18 protein-coding genes and 2 pseudogenes are annotated in these 17,276 nt (G+C 75.2%); 7 read left to right on the top strand and 13 right to left on the bottom strand.

The features are described from left to right. The first annotated feature begins 49 nt into the window (after positions 1–49). On the top strand, positions 50–1,051 hold the full coding sequence (locus ACOBQU_RS34755) for an NAD(P)-dependent oxidoreductase (RefSeq protein ID WP_423632823.1): 1,002 nt from the start codon (positions 50–52) through the stop codon (positions 1,049–1,051). Positions 1,052–1,159: 108 nt separating this feature from the next. Here ACOBQU_RS34755 and ACOBQU_RS34750 read toward each other — a convergent pair whose 3' ends face one another. The 4 genes from ACOBQU_RS34750 to ACOBQU_RS34735 form a co-directional block, all read right to left on the bottom strand. Then, on the bottom strand, positions 1,160–1,987 hold the full coding sequence (locus tag ACOBQU_RS34750) for an MOSC domain-containing protein (RefSeq protein ID WP_423632821.1): 828 nt from the start codon (positions 1,985–1,987) through the stop codon (positions 1,160–1,162). A 60-nt stretch (positions 1,988–2,047) separates the two neighbouring features. Next, positions 2,048–3,622 (bottom strand): PTS ascorbate transporter subunit IIC, encoded by a 1,575-nt coding sequence (locus ACOBQU_RS34745; protein WP_423632819.1) that lies wholly within the window; start codon positions 3,620–3,622, stop codon positions 2,048–2,050. 50 nt (positions 3,623–3,672) lie between these two features. Further along, entirely contained in the window at positions 3,673–4,515 is an 843-nt protein-coding gene (locus ACOBQU_RS34740; RefSeq protein WP_423632817.1) for a PTS sugar transporter subunit IIA, read from the bottom strand. Between the two features lie 70 nt (positions 4,516–4,585). Next, positions 4,586–4,987 carry a DUF4345 domain-containing protein gene (locus ACOBQU_RS34735; protein ID WP_423632815.1) on the bottom strand — a complete coding sequence of 134 codons (402 nt, stop codon included), beginning with the start codon at positions 4,985–4,987 and terminating at the stop codon, positions 4,586–4,588. A 91-nt stretch (positions 4,988–5,078) separates the two neighbouring features. Here ACOBQU_RS34735 and ACOBQU_RS34730 point away from each other — a divergent pair, with 91 nt between their 5' ends. Next, positions 5,079–5,687 (top strand): TetR/AcrR family transcriptional regulator, encoded by a 609-nt coding sequence (locus ACOBQU_RS34730; RefSeq protein ID WP_423632814.1) that lies wholly within the window; start codon positions 5,079–5,081, stop codon positions 5,685–5,687. 34 nt (positions 5,688–5,721) lie between these two features. On the opposite strand, the gene ACOBQU_RS34725 is transcribed toward ACOBQU_RS34730, so the two are convergent. The 3 genes from ACOBQU_RS34725 to ACOBQU_RS34715 all read right to left on the bottom strand — a co-directional run bounded on the left by ACOBQU_RS34725 (position 5,722) and on the right by ACOBQU_RS34715 (position 8,284). Then, complete coding sequence (locus ACOBQU_RS34725; RefSeq protein WP_423634911.1) at positions 5,722–6,702, bottom strand: hypothetical protein; 981 nt, start codon at positions 6,700–6,702, stop codon at positions 5,722–5,724. Positions 6,703–7,395: 693 nt separating this feature from the next. Next, entirely contained in the window at positions 7,396–7,710 is a 315-nt protein-coding gene (locus ACOBQU_RS34720; protein WP_423632812.1) for a transposase, read from the bottom strand. Positions 7,711–8,089: 379 nt separating this feature from the next. Then, positions 8,090–8,284 carry a hypothetical protein gene (locus ACOBQU_RS34715; protein ID WP_423632810.1) on the bottom strand — a complete coding sequence of 65 codons (195 nt, stop codon included), beginning with the start codon at positions 8,282–8,284 and terminating at the stop codon, positions 8,090–8,092. A 219-nt stretch (positions 8,285–8,503) separates the two neighbouring features. On the opposite strand from ACOBQU_RS34715, the gene ACOBQU_RS34710 reads away from it, so the two are divergent. Continuing rightward, on the top strand, positions 8,504–9,106 hold the full coding sequence (locus ACOBQU_RS34710) for a TetR/AcrR family transcriptional regulator (RefSeq protein ID WP_423632808.1): 603 nt from the start codon (positions 8,504–8,506) through the stop codon (positions 9,104–9,106). Between the two features lie 6 nt (positions 9,107–9,112). Here the strand turns inward: ACOBQU_RS34710 and ACOBQU_RS34705 are convergent, their stop codons facing one another. Further along, the gene (locus ACOBQU_RS34705) at positions 9,113–9,382 is read right to left on the bottom strand and encodes a DUF1905 domain-containing protein (RefSeq protein ID WP_423632806.1); all 270 of its coding nucleotides are present in this window, start codon (positions 9,380–9,382) and stop codon (positions 9,113–9,115) included. A gap of 309 nt (positions 9,383–9,691) precedes the next feature. On the opposite strand from ACOBQU_RS34705, the gene ACOBQU_RS34700 reads away from it, so the two are divergent. The 3 genes from ACOBQU_RS34700 (at position 9,692) to ACOBQU_RS34690 (ending at position 11,953) form a co-directional block, all read left to right on the top strand. Then, entirely contained in the window at positions 9,692–10,489 is a 798-nt protein-coding gene (locus tag ACOBQU_RS34700; protein WP_423632804.1) for an arylamine N-acetyltransferase family protein, read from the top strand. Positions 10,490–10,641: 152 nt separating this feature from the next. Further along, complete coding sequence (locus tag ACOBQU_RS34695) at positions 10,642–10,890, top strand: tyrosine-protein phosphatase (RefSeq protein ID WP_423632802.1); 249 nt, start codon at positions 10,642–10,644, stop codon at positions 10,888–10,890. After that, positions 10,799–11,953 (top strand): GNAT family N-acetyltransferase, encoded by a 1,155-nt coding sequence (locus tag ACOBQU_RS34690; protein ID WP_423632800.1) that lies wholly within the window; start codon positions 10,799–10,801, stop codon positions 11,951–11,953. Before ACOBQU_RS34695 ends, ACOBQU_RS34690 begins: the two co-directional genes overlap by 92 nt. On the opposite strand, the gene ACOBQU_RS34685 is transcribed toward ACOBQU_RS34690, so the two are convergent. The 5 genes and pseudogenes from ACOBQU_RS34685 to ACOBQU_RS34665 form a co-directional block, all read right to left on the bottom strand. Next, positions 11,937–12,524 (bottom strand): fused DSP-PTPase phosphatase/NAD kinase-like protein, encoded by a 588-nt coding sequence (locus tag ACOBQU_RS34685; protein ID WP_423632798.1) that lies wholly within the window; start codon positions 12,522–12,524, stop codon positions 11,937–11,939. The two genes, ACOBQU_RS34690 and ACOBQU_RS34685, sit on opposite strands and share 17 nt — an antisense overlap. A 577-nt stretch (positions 12,525–13,101) precedes the next feature. Next, on the bottom strand, positions 13,102–14,019 hold the full coding sequence (locus tag ACOBQU_RS34680) for a hypothetical protein (RefSeq protein ID WP_423632796.1): 918 nt from the start codon (positions 14,017–14,019) through the stop codon (positions 13,102–13,104). Then, entirely contained in the window at positions 14,016–15,284 is a 1,269-nt protein-coding gene (locus tag ACOBQU_RS34675) for a PEP-utilizing enzyme (RefSeq protein ID WP_423634909.1), read from the bottom strand. The genes ACOBQU_RS34680 and ACOBQU_RS34675 overlap by 4 nt, the downstream gene beginning before the upstream one ends. 123 nt (positions 15,285–15,407) lie before the next feature. Next, a pseudogene (locus ACOBQU_RS34670) lies at positions 15,408–15,458 on the bottom strand (hypothetical protein); the annotation flags it as partial. A 140-nt stretch (positions 15,459–15,598) separates the two neighbouring features. After that, positions 15,599–16,126, bottom strand: a pseudogene (locus ACOBQU_RS34665) (PEP/pyruvate-binding domain-containing protein); the annotation flags it as partial. 358 nt (positions 16,127–16,484) lie between these two features. On the opposite strand from ACOBQU_RS34665, the gene ACOBQU_RS34660 reads away from it, so the two are divergent. Beyond that, a complete protein-coding gene (locus ACOBQU_RS34660) occupies positions 16,485–17,219 on the top strand; it encodes a class I SAM-dependent methyltransferase (protein ID WP_423632794.1) in 735 nt (244 codons plus the stop codon). Positions 17,220–17,276: the final 57 nt, after the last annotated feature.

The raw sequence follows: 17,276 nt of genomic DNA, 5'->3' as shown, positions 1-17,276 counted from the left end.
TGAAGTGACCGCGATCGGCTGTCGTCGGATGTCAGCGAAGGAGCACCCTGTGACGTACGAGTCGTACGAGGCTTCGGACGGCCTCATGGATCCGCCGGGCCTCAGCGTCGGCTGGGCCGGGACGGGGCGGATGGGGCTGGCGATGGCGCGTCGCCTCACGGCGGCCGGGGTGGCGGTGGCGGCCTGGAACCGCACCGCCGAGCGCGCCGCGCCGCTCGCCGCGGACGGGGCGGAGGTCGTCGGGTCGCTCGCCGGGCTCCGGTCCCGGGACGTGGTGTTCACGACGGTGGCGGACGAGGGGGCCCTGGAGCGGGTGCTGTTCGGCGCGGACGGGCTGCTCGCCGGGGAGAGGCCGGGGCCCGGCACCGTCGTGGACTGCTCCACCGTCTCTCCCGGCGCGTCGGCGGCGCTGCGGGAGGCCTGCGCCGAGCGGGGCACGGCGTTCCTGGCGGCGCCGGTGAGCGGCAACGCGAAGGCGGTCGCGGCGGGCCGTCTCAGCGTCGTCGCCTCCGGGGAGCGGGCGGCGTACGAGCGGGTACGGCCGCTGCTGCGGCTCCTGGGCCGCTCGGTGACGTACGCCGGGGACGGTGACAGCGCGCGCCTGGTGAAGATCGCGCACAATCTGGTCCTCGGGATCGTCGCTCAGGCGCTGGCCGAGACGGCGGTGCTCGCCGAGAAGGGCGGCGTGCCGCGCCGGGCGTATCTGGAGTTCCTCAACGGCAGCGTCCTCGGCTCGGAGTTCACGCGGTACAAGACCCCGGCGCTCGTCGGCCGCGACTACACGCCGACGTTCACGCCGGTGCTGCTGCGCAAGGACTTCGGCCTGGGCCTGGACGCGGCCCGCGCGCTCGGCGTGCCGCTGCCGCTGGCGTCGGCGACCGCCCAGCTCGTGCAGGCCTGCGTCAGTACGGGCCGCGGCGCGGAGGACTTCGCGGTGCTCCTCGAACTCCAGGCCGCCGCGGCGGGCCTCGCCCTCGCCGCGGACGAGGGCGCGGTGTCCGACGGGCTGGACGAGGTGCCGGACGGGTCGGGGGCGGGGGCGGACGGATAGCGGGTGCGCAGGCGGAGGGATGGGCCGGGGGCTGGGGCCGAGGGATTGGTCGGGGGGCGAACGGACGGTCCGGGGCGGGCGGGTGGTCCGGGGCGGGTGCGGGGTTCCCTACAGCTCGGACTCCGTCCACTCCTCGACGGTCACGTCGTCCCCGACGGAGACCTTCCCGGTGCGCAGCACGCTGAACTTCGCGCCGAGCGCGACGCCGCCCTGCGCGGCCCTGCGGTAGGTGGCGAGGGTCCGCAGCGGCTCGGGGCCCGAGCGCGCCCCGCGCTCCTGGTCGACGAGGGTGACGGCGCAGCGGATGGCGAGCTTGGCATAGGCCAGTTCGGCGTCGCCGATGGTCAGCCGCTCCGCGCGGTCCTCGGTGTGCGGTTCGGACCAGCCGTCGACGACGACGTTGGGGCGGAACCGGCTCATGGGCAGCGGGGCCGCGCCCCGTGCGGCCAGCCTCTCGTTGAGGGCCGCCAGGGTGGCGCGCGACATCAGGTGCAGGGCGCTGCTGTCGGCGTACCCGGACGCGCCCGGGGTCCGGCCCGCCACCACGCGGTCGTGCTCCGGCGGCACCCGCACCAGCCTGCTGGGCGCGCCGAGGACGCCGGTCAGCCAGGCGGCCACCGCGTCGCCCTGGTCGATGCCGGTGAACGGGGCGCCGAAGAGGTCCACGGGCCGTCGCGGCCCCGAGCTGTCCACGTCGAGGGTCAGCTCGTCGTGGCCGGGGGCCCGGAGCGTGAGGCGCCGCCCGTCGGGTGTGAGGTCGGGCCGGATCACGGCGAGGCGCGGGTCGCGGCGCTGGGTGCGGTAGACGCCCTCGTCGCTGACGACCATGAAGCTGCGGTCGTGGGCGAGTCCGGCGCGCGTCACCACCGCCTCGGCGACCGATGTGCCCGCGCACCCCTTGACGGGGTAGGAGATCAACTCGACGACACCGGCCATGACCCGCCCTCCACTTGCCCAGTTTCCCCAGGGAACGTACTAGGGGCGCCCGACGCCCTGTCAACCGGGCCCCTGATCGGGCGGCGGGGGCGGCTTCGGCGCGCCCGCCGGGGGCGCGATCTTCGCGTACGTGCCGGTGGGCCCGGCGTCGGCGCCGGGCGCGGCGGGCGGCGTCTCGGTGCGCGGAAGCAGCGCGTCGCGCCGGGCGCCCGGGTCCCAGCCGGTCTCCACCACGCGCTTCTGCACCACGATGGCCCCCGCGAGGATCACCGCCCCGATCAGCAGCATCAGTACGGCGCCGGTCACCGTCCCGGCCTTCGCGGCGTTGCCGACGAGCGAGCCGAACCAGCCGAAGTCCGCGTCGCCGAACGTCGTGTTCTCCTCGCCGAAGGCGCCGAGCACCTTCAGCAGCAGCGCGGGCAGGAACGTGATGAGGACGCCGTTGAGGAAGGCCCCGACGACGGCGCCGCGCCGCCCGCCGGTCGCGTTGCCGTAGACGCCCGCGGCGCCGCCGGTGAAGAAGTGCGGCACCAGGCCGGGCAGCACCAGCGCGAGCCCGAAGGCCGGTTCGAAGATCCAGGCGAGCAGGCCGAGGCTGGTCAGGCCGCCGATGAAGCTCGCGATGAAGCCGATGAGGACGGCGTTCTGCGCGTACGGGAAGACGATCGGGGCGTCCAGGGAGGGCACGGCGCCGGGCACCAGCTTGTTCGCGATGCCCTGGAAGGCGGGCACGAGTTCCCCGAGGATCGTGCGGACGCCGAAGAGGATCACGGCGACGGCGATGCCGAACTGGAGCCCCTGCATGATCGACTGCATGACGTACGCGCCGACGTCCGGCGCGGCGGGCCCGCCGTCGGTGGCGAACGCCTTGAACGCGGTCTCCTTGCCCGCCTTGGCGAGGAAGACCAGCGCCATGATCAGGTAGATGAGGACCATCGACAGGGCCGTGGCGACCATCGAGTCCCGCAGGAAGCGCAGCCCCTCGGGCAGCTTCATGTCCTCCGTGGAGCGGCTGCGCCGCCCGACGACCTGCCCCGTGGCACCGGCGACGACATAGCCCGCCGTGCCGAAGTGGCCGATCGCGACGGTGTTGTTGCCGGTGACGCGCTTGGTCCAGGGGTGGGCGAACGCGGGCATCGCCACGAGCATGATGCCGAGCAGCACCCCGCCGACGACGACCACGACCCACGACCTCTGTCCCGCCGTGGCGAGCACCGTCGTCAGGAGCGTGGCCATGAACAGCATGTGATGGCCGGTCAGGAAGACATAGCGCAGCGGGGTGAAGCGGGCGAGCAGCAGGCTCACCGCGAAGCCGAGGATCATCAGCCAGGCCACGCGCGAGCCGTACTCGGCCTGGGCGATGCCGACGATGGCCTCGTTGGTGGGGATCACGCCGTGCGCGCCCGTCGAGCCCTGGATCATCTCGCCGAGCGGCGCGAGCGCGGCCACCACGAGCCCGGCGCCCGCGCCGATGAGCAGGAACCCCAGGGTCGCCTTGATGGCGCCGCCGAGCACCTGCCCCGCGGACTTCCGCAACGCGACCAGGCCCGCCGCGGTGATGAGTCCGATCAGGTACGCGGGCTGGCTGAGGATTTCGTCGACCAGGAACTTCGCTACCGATACCAGCCAGTCCACGCTGCCTTGCCTCTCTCTGTCGTACTGTCACCAGGCGCCGTACGCGCCGCCTACACGTCGTAGGTGTCCCGCAGCACCCGGTCGGCCTCCGCGGTGGAGGTGAAGTCGTCGACGACCTTCACGGGAACGCCGATGTCGCCGAGGGTCCTGGCGATCTCACGGGACGTCAGGACGGCGACGGCCTCCGCCGCCTTGCCCTTGGCGGAGATGGTGTCGGTCGCCTCCACCGTCACGTACCGGCTCCAGCCCCAGCGGTCGAGGACCTGCTCCAGGGTGTTCTTCAGGAACAGGCTGGTGCCGAGTCCGTTGCCGCAGACGGTCAGGATCTTGTGGACGGCGGGCCCGGCGGCGGGCTGGGCACCGGTGGGCTGAGCGCTGGCGGGCTGAGCACTGGCGGGCCCGGCGTCGGTGGGGGCGGCCGCGGTGGGCGCGGTGTCCTGCTGCCGCTCTCCCGCGAGCAGCGCCCGCAGCGCCCCCGGCGTGGGCGCGCCCCGCAGGGCCCGGTCGGTGTCCGGGTCGGCGAGGAGCCGGGCGAGGGCGGCCATCGCCTCCGTGTGCCGCGAGGCGTCCGTCGCCGCGAGGGCGACGACGAGGTCCACCGGGTCGTTCGTCTCGTGCCCGAACTCCACGGGCCGGGCCAGGCGCACCCAGGACATGCCGGTGCGCAGCACGGCGGGCGAGGGCCGGGCGTGCGCGAAGGCGAAGCCGGGCGCGAGCACGATGTACGGGCCGTTCTCCTCGACACCGCGGATCATCTCCCCGGTGTACGCGTCCGTGCTGCTGCCGGTCGCCACGAGGAGGTCGCCCGCCGCGCGGACGGCGCCGCGCCAGTCGTCGGCCGTGACGTCAAGGCGGATCGCCTCGGCGGGCAGCAGTTCGCTCAGGGGCACCATGGGGGTGATCGTTTCACAGGCCACCGTTCTCGGCAGGGGGTGCGGTCCGAACGGACGAGGCGCCGGGCGGCTACGGCAGGGCCGCGCGCGGCGGCGCCGCCTTCTCGTCCGCGTCCGCGAGCCAGAAGTAGACCGGCGGGAGGGCGAGTTCGACGGCCGTCAGGGCGAGCTGGAACCACTGCGGCGAGCCGTGCGCGGCCAGCGAGAGCAGCCGCCCGGCGCCGCCGAGCAGGAAGATCCCGGCGAGCCACCGCACCGCGCGCGCCGGTACCGGCCGCTGCCGGGCCGCCCAGATCCAGGCGAGGCCGTAGCCGAGGAAGACCGCGTTGTAGAACCGCTCGCGGCTGTCGACGGTGGCGCCCGCCGAGCCCTCGCCCGGCACGGAGGCGACGCCCAGCGCGAGGTGGTACGCGCCGATCGCCACGCACGCGTACCCCATGAGCAGCGCCAGCGACTTGAGGAGTCCGGCCACGGTGTGACCACCGCCTTCCCGTTAGTAGACACACGTCTACTAACGGGACGCTACGAACGCTGCTGGACATGTGTCAAGTAACGTGTGCGGGGTGACCACGCGCCAGCGGCTCGACCCCGCCGAGCGCCGCGGGCGCCTGCTCGACGTCGGGGCGCGGATGTTCGCGGCGCGGCCCTACGACGACGTCCGCATGGAGGATGTCGCCGAGCGGGCCGGGGTCTCGCGCGCCCTGCTGTACCGCTATTTCCCGAGCAAGCGCGATCTGTTCGCCGGGGTGTACCGGCAGGCCGCGGACCGGCTTCTGGAGCGCACCCGGATTGAGCGGGGGGTGCCGCTGGAGCGGCAGCTGGCCGCCGGGCTCGACGCGCACATCGACTACTTCGTCGCCCACCGCAACACGGTGCTCGCGGCGAACCGCACCCTGGCCGGGGACCCGGTCATCCAGGCGGTGATCGCCGACGAGCTGTCCGAGCTGCGCTCCCGCCTGCTCGACGCGGGGGAGTTCGACGGCGCGGCGCGGGAGCTGGTGTCGGCGGCGCTGACGAGCTGGCTGGTGTTCGTCCGGACGCTGTGCGTGGACTGGCTGACCCACCCGGCGTACTCGCGCGCGCAGTTGCGCGCGGTGTGCGTGGGCGCGTGCCTCGGCGCGCTCGGCGCCGTGACGGGACCCGGCGGCGACGCCCCCGCGGGCGCGCCCTGAGACCGGGTCCCGTGCGACGTGCGACGCGGTCCGGTCAGGTGGCTGCGGACGCCTTGCGCAGGGCCGCGAGGCAGGTGCTGATGGCCTGCTGGAGCTCTTCGAGGCGCTGGACCATGTCGTCCTCGTAGATGTCGTCGAAGTCGGCGGCGTCGTCGAGGGTCAGCTCCTCGAACACCTTGGTCGCCTTCTGGAGGCTGCTGTAGAACTTCGTGCGCCGCTCCTGGACGCGCAGTTCGGGGTCGGCCTCCACGGTCTCGACGACGAGGGACTTGACCGTGTCGTAGGCCTCGGCGGCCCACTCACCGGCCTCTTCGGCGTCGTCCAGCTCGTCGATGAGGGACAGGTGCCGCTCGGCCTCCATGCGCAGCTCGGCGGGCGCGTCGATGGTCTGCCCCGCCGGGGTCCTGACCTGGCCCTCCTCGGCGATCTTGCGGACGTACTCGATGCGGTCGGCGGCCCGGCTCTCCCCCGCGACGGCCTTCTTCAGGTCGTCGGTGCGGGCGATGTCGCGGGCCAGCTCGGTCTGCAGCGCCGGGTCCTCCTTGAGCCGGTCGAGCAGCGCGTGCCGGGCGGCCTGGGCGGTGGAGGGGTCGGCGAGGATCGCGGCGCGCAGCGCGGTGGGGTTCTCGGCGACTTCGAGGGCCTTGGTCGGGCGGATGCCCTCGGCCTCGGCGGCGGCGGTGATGGCGGTGCCGCGCGCGGAGGTGGCGCTGGAGCGCGGCACGTAGTACGTGAGCCACACGTCGGCGTCCGGGAGTTCGACCTCGGCGCCCGGCGCCAGCGCCTCGAAGTGGGGCACCAGGCCGTCGTCCGCGGCGCGGTCCCACGCCTTGTAGTAGCGCATGACCCGCTCGGCGGAGCAGCCCGCCAGCTCCCCGAACTCCTTCGCGGACACCTTCGGCGTCTCCGCCGCGGACTGTCCGCCGGGGCGGACGCTGCGGGCCACCTTCAGGGCGAAGGTCCAACTGCCGGTACGGGCGTACGCCCCGAAGTCACGGGCGTCCCGGGTCACCAGGTCGCGGGCGGTGGGGGTGCCGGAGGTGGCGGGCGGGGCGTCTTCCCCGGCTGCCGGGGCCTCGTCCGGGGTTTCGAGCGGCGTCTCTTCCTGGGCTGCCGAGGGGGCGGGCACGGCGGCGGGCGGCGCGTCTTCCTCGGTGGTCAGGGCCTCGTCCGGCGCGGTGTCCGGGGCCTGCTCCTGGGTGGTCGTGGGTGCGTCATCGCGTACGTCCTGGGGGGTGGGGGTGGCCTCGGGGTGCGGGGTGGCCTCGGGGGACGGGGCGATCACTGCGGTCACAGATGACTCTCCGGGTACTTCGTAGTACTTCGTGAAGGAAAGAGGCCAGCCTATATCGGGCCTTTGGTGCGGGCCGTCGTCCCACGCGGGGCGCCCCGGACCCGCCCCTTTCCCGAAACCAGGGGCCGCTCCCCTGGCGCCCCCGCCGCCATCGGCCTGCGGCCTCGTCCTCAAACGCCGGACGGGCTCGACGATCGCGCTGCCGCGCTCGCCCTCAATCGCCGGGCAGGCTCAGTCGTCGGCCGCTTGCCGTAGCGGCTCGCGCTGCCGAGCCGGGCCGGGTTGCGGAGCGTCTTCGAGCCGCAGCCCTTGCGTCCCAGCATGTGGGCCCAGGCGTGGCGCCCCGTACCGCCTCCATCACAGCGGTCGACTGGGGGCAGTCGTTGGCGTCGCAGGCCTGACGGATCTCGCCGGTCAGGCCGCCCCGGGAGCGCCCGAGTGCGGGAGCGTGGAGCCCCCCTTCTCATCTCGGGCCCCGGCCGCGTGCCGACGCACCCGTACGACGGTGGAATCGACCGGCACCAGCCAGTCGATGCCGCCGACCGCATCCGCCTTGGCCTGCGCGGGCCGCGACATCCGCTCGAACGTGCCGCCCTCGCCCCAGCGCCGGAAGCGGGTGCGCGGCGTGGCCCACGCCCCGGACCGCCCCGGCACGTCAGGCCAGGCCGTCCCCGTACGGCACGTCCACACGATCCCGTTGAGGATCTGCGGCCCTCCATCCGCCTGCACCCCCGCAAGGAAGCGGACAGCAGCGGCCGAACGAACACTCCCGCTCCCCTCACCCCGGAGCTGCCCCGCCGTCGCACCCCGGCCTCGCCTTTGGAGACCGGAGCCGCTCCGCCACCAGCCCCACCCACCCCGTCAGCCGGACACGCTCGCCCCGACTCCTCGGACGACCGACGCGGCCCGACTTCGTGCCCGCGCTCCCCCTCGGGCGTCAGCCCGATCCCATCGCCCCTGCCCGGGCAGCCCCGGCCATCGCGTCCCGGCCTAGCACACCCCTCACTCAGCGCCGGGCTCCCGGCCAACTCGCCCCAGGCACCGCCCAGGACGGCTCCCATCGCCACAGGGACGGGTGGGACCCAGGGGTGCCGTGGGGTGCCGGTGGTCAAGGGGCCGCGCGGCGGCGGATCGCGGTCCAGAGCAGGAGCGCCGCCCCTACCGCCCCGATGGCGAGGTCGCACCACCCCGGCGCCCCGGCCTCCCGGAGCAGCGCGGTGACCCCGAAGCTCGTGTCCCAGCCCGCCTCGGTGACCGCCGAACCGAAGCCCTGCACGAACAGGATCACTCCCAAGAGCAGCATGGTGCCGTTCCTCTCCCACAGACATCTCACAGACATCCGCGTCTCGCGGGCATCCGCGTCTCGCGGGCATCCGCGTCTCGCGGGCATCCGCGTCTCGCGGGCATCCGCGAAACGTCAGCCGTTTTCCGATGCGAGTGCATCGTTTCAGGGGGATCATGCCTGCCCGGCGGATATGATGCAACCGCATCGAAACGCGGGCGGACCGGGAGGACGGCACAGGTGCCCAGACAGGTCGACTACGACGAGCGCCGACGCCGGATCGCGGACGCCGTGTGCGCACTGATCGCCGCGTCCGGCATGGAGGCGGTGAGCCTGCGGGACGTGGCCGCCCGCGCGCGGGTGTCGATGGGCGCGGTGCAGCGCTGCTTCCGCACCAAGGACGAGATGCTGCTGTTCGCCGTCGAGCACGTGGCGGACCGCGTGGGCGCGCGGGCGAAGGCACGGGTCGCGGCGGAGGCGGAGCCCCGCTCGGCCTCCGCGCTCCTGGAGCGCACGCTGTGCGCGATCGCCCTGCCCGACCCGGAGGACCGCACGGACGCGCAGGTCTGGCTGGCCTTCGTGGCCCACGCGGCTGTCAGCGCCCCGCTGGCGGCGGTGCTGCGCGAGACGTACACCCAGCTCCACGACCTGCTGGTGTGGCTGATCGGCTACGGCCAGGACACCGGCGAGTTCCACGCGGACGCCGACGCCGCGGACGAGGCGCGCGCGCTGCTCGCGCTCGCCGACGGCCTCACCGCGCACGTCGTCGTCGGGCACCACACGCCCGACGCCGCGCACGCGCTGCTGCGGCGGCACGCCGCGCGACTGCGCGCCGCGCCGTGAGCCGCGTCAGCCGGTGAGGCGCTCCAGGAGACGGACCGTGACCGTGTCGCCCTCCTGCTTGCCGATGGCCTTGCGGATGTCGGCCTTCACGGGCAGCTTGTGCGTGCCGTCGCCGAGCGCCATGAAGGAGCTGCGGAACGGGTGCCCGTCGATGGTGCCGCGCACCTTGACCAGGCCGCGCGTGCCGAAGTACGCCACGGATCCGGGCCACACCACATACGTCCAGCCGCCCGTGGCGGGGCTCTTGCGCAGTACTGCCGTGAACTGCTCGTCCATGGCGGGGCTCCTCTCGGTCGCGACCTCTGTGTGGTGGTGACCGGGAGGAGGCCCGGAACTCATCGGTGGCCCGTCCGCGCGGTCAGCGGCGCGCGGCGGTCTGGAGGGCCCTCGGAGCGCGGGGGGCCGGGCGGCGACGCGTGCCGCGGTGACCGCAGGCCACGTCCTGAGCCAGGGGGTGCCTCCTTTTCTCCGGGTTCTCCGGGTTCTCCGGGCCCGGCTGCGACCGGGGACCTAGGGCCCGCGGACGGGTGCGGCCTGTCCCGCGGTCGGTGGCCGGGGGCCTGCGGCGACGGGGAGACTGGGGCCATGGATTCCGCCCAGACCGACGCCTACCTGCGCCGCATCGGCGCCGAGCGCCCCGCGGCCGCCACCTCGGGGGCACTGCGCGCGCTGCACCTCGCCCATCTGCGGGCCGTGCCCTTCGAGAACCTCTCGATCCACCTCGGCGAGGAGGTGGACCTGACCGAGAAGGACCTCGTCGCGAAGGTCGTCGACGGCCGCCGCGGGGGCTTCTGCTACGAACTGAACGGGGCGTTCGCCGCGCTCCTGACCGCGCTCGGCTTCGACGTCGCACTGCTCCAGGCCCGGGTGCACCAAGGTCCCCGCGTCGGCATCCCCTACGACCACCTGGCGCTGCGGGTGCGCACCGCCGACGGCGGCGACTGGCTCGCGGACGTCGGCTTCGGCACGCACAGCCACCTGCCGCTGGACTTCGCCGCGCGCGGCGACCAGGCCGACCCCGGCGGCACGTTCCGCCTCACCGAGGCGCCCGGCGGCGACCTGGACGTCAGCAGGGACGGCGAGCCGCAGTACCTCCTCGACCTCAGGCCGCGCGCCCTTGAGGACTTCGCCGCCGGTGCGTGGTACCACCGCACCTCCCCCAAGTCGCACTTCACCCAGTCCCTCGTCTGCTCCCTGCTCACCGAGGACGGCCGAGTCACGCTGAGCGGCACCAGGCTCACGGTCACCACGGGCGACCAGAAGGACGTCACCGAACTCGCCACGGACGCCGAGGTCCTCGCCGCGTACGAGAGGCACTTCGGCATCCGCCTCACCGCCGTACCGCGGGTGGCGCCGCCCGTCCGCGTCGGCGGCGGGCGGTAGCGCGCCGGGGCACCGGCCACCGGCGTCCTTGCGACATGACACAGCACAGCACCGGCGCCGTGTCCAGAGCCATTGACGCGAAACCGACGCCCGCGCGGCCGGTGACGTTCATCGCGGCACGCACGGCGCGCGCGGACGTAGGCTGCCGCACTGTGAAGAGACACATACCTTTCGAGCGGCTGCACGACTTCCGTGACCTGGGCGGCTACGGCACCGAGGACGGCCGTGCGGTGCGGTGGGGCCGGATCTACCGGTCCGGCTCGCTGGGCGAGCTGCGGGACGCCGACTGGGAGCGCTTCCTCGGCCTCGGTGTCCGCACCGTCATCGATCTGCGCCGCCCGCGCGAGATCGAGGCGCGGGGCGCGCGCCCGAGCACGCGTCGCTCGCGTACCACCACGTGAACGTCGAGCCCCGCCCGTACGAGCGGGCCGCGTCGGGCGCGGACACCGGGCGCCGCCTCGCCGACCGGTACCTGCGCGTCGCCGAGGACGGCGCGGGGAACTGCGGCGGGCGCTCGCGCTCATCGCCGACGAGGGGTCCGGGCCGCTGGTCCTCCACGGCGCGTCCGGCAGGGACCGCACCGGGGTGCTCGCCGCGCTCGTGCTGCTCCTGCTCGGAGTGGACGAGGACACCGTCGTCGACGACTTCACCCGCACCGGCCCCGCCCGCGACCGGACCCCCGCCGCGCGGCACGCGGCGCAAGCGGCGGCGGCCATCCCCCGGGCCACGCCCCCGGGACGCGCACCGGCTCAGGCCATGCGGCTGTTCCTGGCCGCCCTCGCGCAGCGGCACGGGTCCGTGCGCGCGTACGCCGCCGAGCGCCTCGGCGCCGACAACGCGCTGGTCGCCCGGTTGCGGCACGCCCTGCTCGAACGGCCCGTGGACACGCTGTGCTTCCGGCGCGCCGACGCGGCCGACGTGCCCGTCCTCGTACGGCTGCGGGACGAGGCGGCGCGCTGGCAGATCGGGCGCGGGATCGCGCAGTGGAAGCCGGGCGAGCTGGGCGAGGACCACTTCCGGGCGCGCCTTGAGGACAGCGAGGTGTGGATCGCCACGCTCGGCCCCGAAGGGCCGGTCGCCGGTGCCTTCGAGCTGTGGTGGGAGGACCTGGCCGCGTGGGGGCCGCAGCCGCCGGTCGCCGGGTATGTGCACCGCCTGATGACGGACCGTCAGGTGGCGCCCGCGGGCACCGGGCGCCGGATGCTGGCCCACGCCGAGCGCCGCATCCTGGCCGCCGGGAGGACCCTGTGCCGCCTGGACTGCCGCGCCAACAACCCGCGCCTGCGCGCCTTCTACGCGTCGGCGGGCTACCAGGTCAGGGGCGAGCACCCGTTCCGGGACGGCGGGCCCGCGGGCCGGTTCGCGGCCACGCTCCTGGAGCGGCGGCTCACGTCGGACGTGGTGGCGCCGCCCGCTCTCGCGGGCACCCCGCTGGAGGCCACCGCGGCTACAGCGACGCCTTGATGCGGCGCGGCGCGTCGGCCAGGCGGCTGATCAGGGACACCGCGAGCGGCGGCTGACGGCTGACGTGCTGGTCGGCGTTGAGCACGTAGTAGATCTGCTCAAGGGACGGCGGGCCGACGGCGACGGTGCGCAGCGCCGCCTGGCTGGGCGTCGCCTGCCCGGTGCGCACCAGGTAGGCGGCGGTCATCGAGCCGGTGCGGCCCACGCCCGCGCCGCAGTGCACGAACACCGGGGTCCTGGCCGCCGCGACGACCCGCAGGAACCGGTCCACCTGGCTGCCCTCGGGCGTCTGCCCGTCGCGGACGGGCAGCCGTACGACGCGCAGGCCCGCGCGCTCGGGGCGGGCCAGTTCGGCGGCGCCCAGGTGCTCCGCCCTGAGGTCCACGATCGTGCGGATGCCGCGGTCGGCGAGCGCGCGGTACCCGGCGTCGGTCGGCGCGGAGCCGCGCCACAGGCGGTCGTCGACCTGCTGGAAGTGGCGGATGCCGGTGATCCGCCGCTCGTCGCCGACGCGTTCGCCCGCCCAGGCGGAGACGGCCAGGACGCCGACGCAGGTGGCGCCCCAGAACACGGCGTAGCCGAGCGCGCAGGCGCCGAGCAGCCGCAGGGCGCGGCGGACGGTGCGGCGCCGGGGAACTCGGGGCGCTGGGGGCGCGGTCCTCGCCGTACGGTCAGGGGCTTCCGGGCCGCGGCGCGCGCGGCGGCGAGCAGGGCGGCGGCACGGGAGGTGCGGGCATCGGAGAAGGCGGACAAGGAGGGGTCACCACCTGGGGGCGCGGGCGCGCCGAGGCGGCGCGGGGCAGGGCGCTGAGGGGACGTGAATCGCCGTCCAGGCTACCCGCGCCGCAAGTCCGACGGGCCGGGTCCGGCCACCCCGCGCGCCCCTCACACCCCATCAACTCCCCGCTGCACCAGGCCACTTCACCTCACCCACCGCACCACTCTCGCCCCGCGGAAGGCTCTCTCCCCGCTGATGGCCCCTCGCTCACGGAAGACCCCCTCACCGCTGATGGCCCTTCCGCCCACGGAAGACCCTCTCACCGCAGATAGCCCTTCCGCCCACGGAAGACCCTCTCACCGCAGATAGCCCTTCCGCCCACGGAAGACCCTCTCACCGCAGATAGCCCTTCCGCCCACGCAAGACCCTCTCACCTCCCCTGCCCCACCAACTCCACCTGGCTCTTGCCCAGCACCCGTGCCCGCGTGCGGTGTGCCGTCGCGTCGACCAGGCAGCCGCTGAGCCGCATCACGTCGTGGTCGGAGAGGGCGGGGCGGATGACTCCGGCCCAGACGTCGCCGCTGAGCCTGCTGAGCGGGGCGTGCACATTGAGGGCGGCGGTGGATCTGCGGCAGCGGTCCCACAGTTCGCGGGCGGCGAGCGCGCGGGCGCGGTCGTCGTCGGTGCCGTACACGTCGACCTGGTAGACGACGGTGGTCGCGGCCGCGGCGGGCCGGTCGCCGGGGCGGGTCTGGGTGGCGTCGGACAGGGTGTCGACGAGCAGGGCGAGCAGCAGCACACAGGCCGCGACCAGGGCGCCGGTCACCACGCCGCGCACGGCGCGGGGCCGGGGCACGGCCTCGCGGTCCTCCAACTCCGGTACGCGGCCCCGCGGTCCGTCGACGGGCGCGGCCAGGCCGGTGAGGCGGCCCGCGAGGCGGCGCTCGGCGCCGGGCCTGACGGTGGCCGCGGAGATCTTCTGCACCACCCAGGCGACCCCGGAGAGCACCGCCCCGGCCGCCATCAGGACGGGCACGAACACATAGGTGCGCCGGGCGCCGCCACTCCCGTACGGATCCAGCCAGCGGAACCGCGTGCCCTGCTCCGCGCGGGACTCCTCAAGGCGCCGCCACACGTCCTCGGTGCGCGCGCTGGAGTCGGCGATGCGCCGCTCCAGGCGGCCCAGTCGGCTCAGCAGCACGGTGCACACCAGCAGCACCTCGATCACCAGGAGCAGCACGCCGCAGATCAGGGCGCGCTGCCACTCCCAGCGGGTGAGGTAGACGACGCCGTACACGGCGGCCGCGGTGGCGGTGAGCCCGCCGAAGAGGTAGCTCACGTACTTCATGACGCCATGCCCTCCGTGCGGTCGGCGCCGCCGGTGGCGGGCGGCCCGTCGACGGCCGTCATCCGCACCACCTCGACGGCGCCCGTGCCGCCGTCCACGGTCAGCCGGGTCCCGGCCGGGAAGCGGTCCAGGGCGCCGGGGACGCCGACGGCCGTCGGCACCTGGTACTCGCGGGCGAGGACGGCCAGGTGGGACAGGACGCTGCCGGTCTCGGCGACGAGGCCGGTGAGGCCGGGCAGCAGCGGGGCGAGGGCCGGGTCGAGGGCCCGCACCACGAGGACCGGGAAGCGGGGGCGCTCGCCGGTGCCGTGCCAGGCGGTGCCGGAGCCGAACCCGCCGCCCGCGCCCTGCCCGGCGGTCGGCGCGCGGCGCCTGCCCGGCTCGGCGACCGGCCACCCCTGGGCGAGGCGGAAGGCGGCGGGCAGTTCGCCGCGGGGCGGGCGCGGCAGGCGTTCGGGCAGGTCGGCGGGGAGGCCCTGGCCGTCGCCCGCCGCGGTCAGCTCCCGCCAGCGCAGCAGGGCGACGCGGTCCGGGTCGTCGAGGAGGCCCCCGGCCGCCAGGCGGCGGGCCAACTCCCGTACGAGGCTGGCCTGCATCTCCTGCACCCAGCGGACGCGCAGGCGCAGCGCCTCGCGGGTGGGCAGCACGGCCGTGCCGCGCGGGGCGCTGGTCAGGGCGGGCGGCTCGGGCAGCGGTGGGCGGGGGCCGAGGGTCGGCGGCAGCAGCGCCAGCAGGACGGGGTGGCGGGCGGTCAGCCGGTCGTCGTCGGGTTCGGCGGCGCGCGCCTCGCAGAGCACGGCGAGGGCCTCGCCGACGGCGGTGGTGCCGGAGCCCTGTCCGAGCAGCGCGCCCGCCAGGGACTCCTGGGCGTGCAGCGCGGACAGCACGGCGCGGCCCCAGGACAGGGAGGCGAGCAGACGGCCGCTCAACAGCTCGGCGGGGGCGGGCAGTTCGGCCAGGTGGCGGTCGACGTCGGCGGTCAGGTCGAGGGCGAGCAGGGGCAGGGTGGTGCGCAGGCGGCCCATGCGCCAGGCGGCGGTGGCGCGGCGCGCGGCGGGTGCCGGGTTGAGCAGGCCGAGGTAGGGGTGGGCGGCGGGGGCGGCGCCGAGCAGCCGCAGGTCGGCGGCGGCGCGGCCGTCCACGGTGGTGACGGCGGGCGTGCGGCGCAGGCTCCGCCGGGGTGCCGCGCCCGCGATGTCGAGGGCGGTCGCGAGGCCGTGCGCCATGGGGGCGACCCACAGGTCCTCCTCCAGCGGCTGGAGCACCCCGGGGAAGGTCTCGGCGACCGGGCCCGGGCCGAGCAGCCGGGCGCGGCGCGGCGGCCGCGGCGGCATGGCGGTGATGGGGCGGGTCTGGAACAGCCACAGGCGGTCGTCGGCGTCGAAGGCGAACTCGATGTCCTGCGGGTCGCCGAACTCCCGCTGGGCGGCGTGCGCCAGGCGCAGCAGCCGCGCCAGTCTGCCGCGGGCGAGCAGCCGCCGCTCGGCGGGTTCGGGGGCTCGGTGCGCACCAGGCGGCCGTGGCGGGTGAGCTGGTAGCGGACGCCCTGCACGCTGCCGTTGACGAGTTGGTCGGGGCCGCCGGACACGGCGCTGACGACGACCCGGTCCCGGCGCCCGGCCAGCGGGTCGGCGCCGAACATGACGCCGCCGACGTCGGCGTACACCATCGGCTGGACCAGGACCGCCATGGCGTTGTCGTCCGGCGGCGGGCCGTCCGGCCGGGGGCGGAACGCGGAGCGCAGCACCCGCTGGACGGCGGCCGTGAAGTCGCTCCAGCCGCGCACGTCGAGGACCGTCTCGAACAGGCCCGCCAGGGACGACTCGGCGGTGTCCTCGTCCGCGGCCGACGAGCGCACCACCAGGGGGCGCACCCCGTCGTGGCTCAACTCCCGCCAGGCGCGGCGCAGTTCGCCGTCGCCGTGCGGCGCGGGGTCCTCGTCGCGCGCGGGCACCAGGACGAAGCCCGGCAGGACGGGCAGGCCCGCGCTCGCCGCGCGGGCCAGGTGGGCCGCCTTGGCGCCCGCGAGCCGGGGGTCGCGTGCCCGGCGCGCCGTGAGTTCCACCACCGCGAGCCGGTCCGTGTCGACGTGCGCTGACCCGATCATGGCCTACCTCCTCCGCCCGGCCGCGCCCCCGTCGCTGTCCGCGCGCGGCCTCTTCGCCCCGGCCGACGGCCCGCCCCTTCCGCGCCCGCGTCCGGTTCGCCCGCCGGGCGAAGCCCCCGGTCACGCGGCGCGGGTCCGGAACCGTCCCGCCCTTAGCACGGACGCGTGGACCGTCGCTTAAGTTGAGTTCACACCCACACGAACCGCGCCGAACCAGCCCTTCGGCTGGCCTTTCGGCCTCCCCGGACCCGGACCCGGCCCCGGACCCAGACCCGGCAGGGCCATGCCGAACGCCGCATGCCACCCTGGCCGCACACGAACCGCCAGTCAGTGCGCATCCCGTCAGGGAGGGGACAACGTGACAACCAGTCAGTTCGACCGGCTCGCCCAGGTCTACGAGGACTCCGCTGCCATGCCGTTCCGGCAGGGCCTGGAGTTTCCGACGGTCCTGCACCACTTGGGCGACCTGGCGGACAGCGCCGTGCTGGACTTCGGCTGCGGCAGCGGCGTGTACAGCAGGCTCCTCGCGCGCGGCGGCGCGCGGCGGGTGGTGGGCTACGACGTGTCCGAGGGCATGATCGAGCACGCCCGGCGCCGGGAGGAGGCCGACGGGCTCGGCGTGGAGTACGCCACCGGGGAGTTCCCGAAGGACCTCGAGGGCGCGTTCGACCTGGTGCTCGGGGTGTACGTGCTGCCGCACGCGACCTCGTACGAGGGTCTCGTCGCGATGGGCCGGACGATGGCGGCGGCGCTGCGCCCCGGCGGACGGCTGCTCACGCTGCCCATCCATCCGGATGTCCACCCGGATCCGGAGTACTACGCGGCGTACGGCTTCGGCCTGTCGGTGAGCGAGCGCGCCGACACCGCGCCGGTGGACTTCGGCTTCTCCGTCGGGGAGCAGAGCGCCCGCTTCACCGCCCGCTACTGGACGGCCGCGACGCTCGACGAGGCGCTGCGGGAGGCGGGGTTCGCCGCGCCCGAGTGGCGCAGGCACGTGGTGGCGGACACCGCGGAGCCGGGTCCGACGGACGGCTTCTGGGCCCCGTACCTGGACCGGCCGCACGCGGCGATCCTGGAGGCCCGCAAGGTCTGAGCGGACGCCGGTGAACGCGCGGTGGCCCGGCGACCGAGGAGGTCGCCGGGCCACCGC

The organism is Streptomyces sp. G45 (assembly GCF_049542095.1).
Lineage (GTDB): Bacteria > Actinomycetota > Actinomycetes > Streptomycetales > Streptomycetaceae > Streptomyces.
The sequence above is the reverse complement of the archived record's forward strand: the minus strand, read 5'-3'. Positions and strand labels throughout refer to the sequence as shown.

Coding starts and splice junctions, on each gene's coding strand:
- ACOBQU_RS34750 (WP_423632821.1), bottom strand. CDS start 1,987: ATGGCCGGTGTCGTCGAGTTGATCTCCTACCCCGTCAAGGGGTGCGCG.
- ACOBQU_RS34740 (WP_423632817.1), bottom strand. CDS start 4,515: ATGGTGCCCCTGAGCGAACTGCTGCCCGCCGAGGCGATCCGCCTTGAC.
- ACOBQU_RS34715 (WP_423632810.1), bottom strand. CDS start 8,284: ATGCTGCTCTTGGGAGTGATCCTGTTCGTGCAGGGCTTCGGTTCGGCG.
- ACOBQU_RS34705 (WP_423632806.1), bottom strand. CDS start 9,382: ATGGACGAGCAGTTCACGGCAGTACTGCGCAAGAGCCCCGCCACGGGC.
- ACOBQU_RS34700 (WP_423632804.1), top strand. CDS start 9,692: ATGGATTCCGCCCAGACCGACGCCTACCTGCGCCGCATCGGCGCCGAG.
- ACOBQU_RS34680 (WP_423632796.1), bottom strand. CDS start 14,019: ATGAAGTACGTGAGCTACCTCTTCGGCGGGCTCACCGCCACCGCGGCC.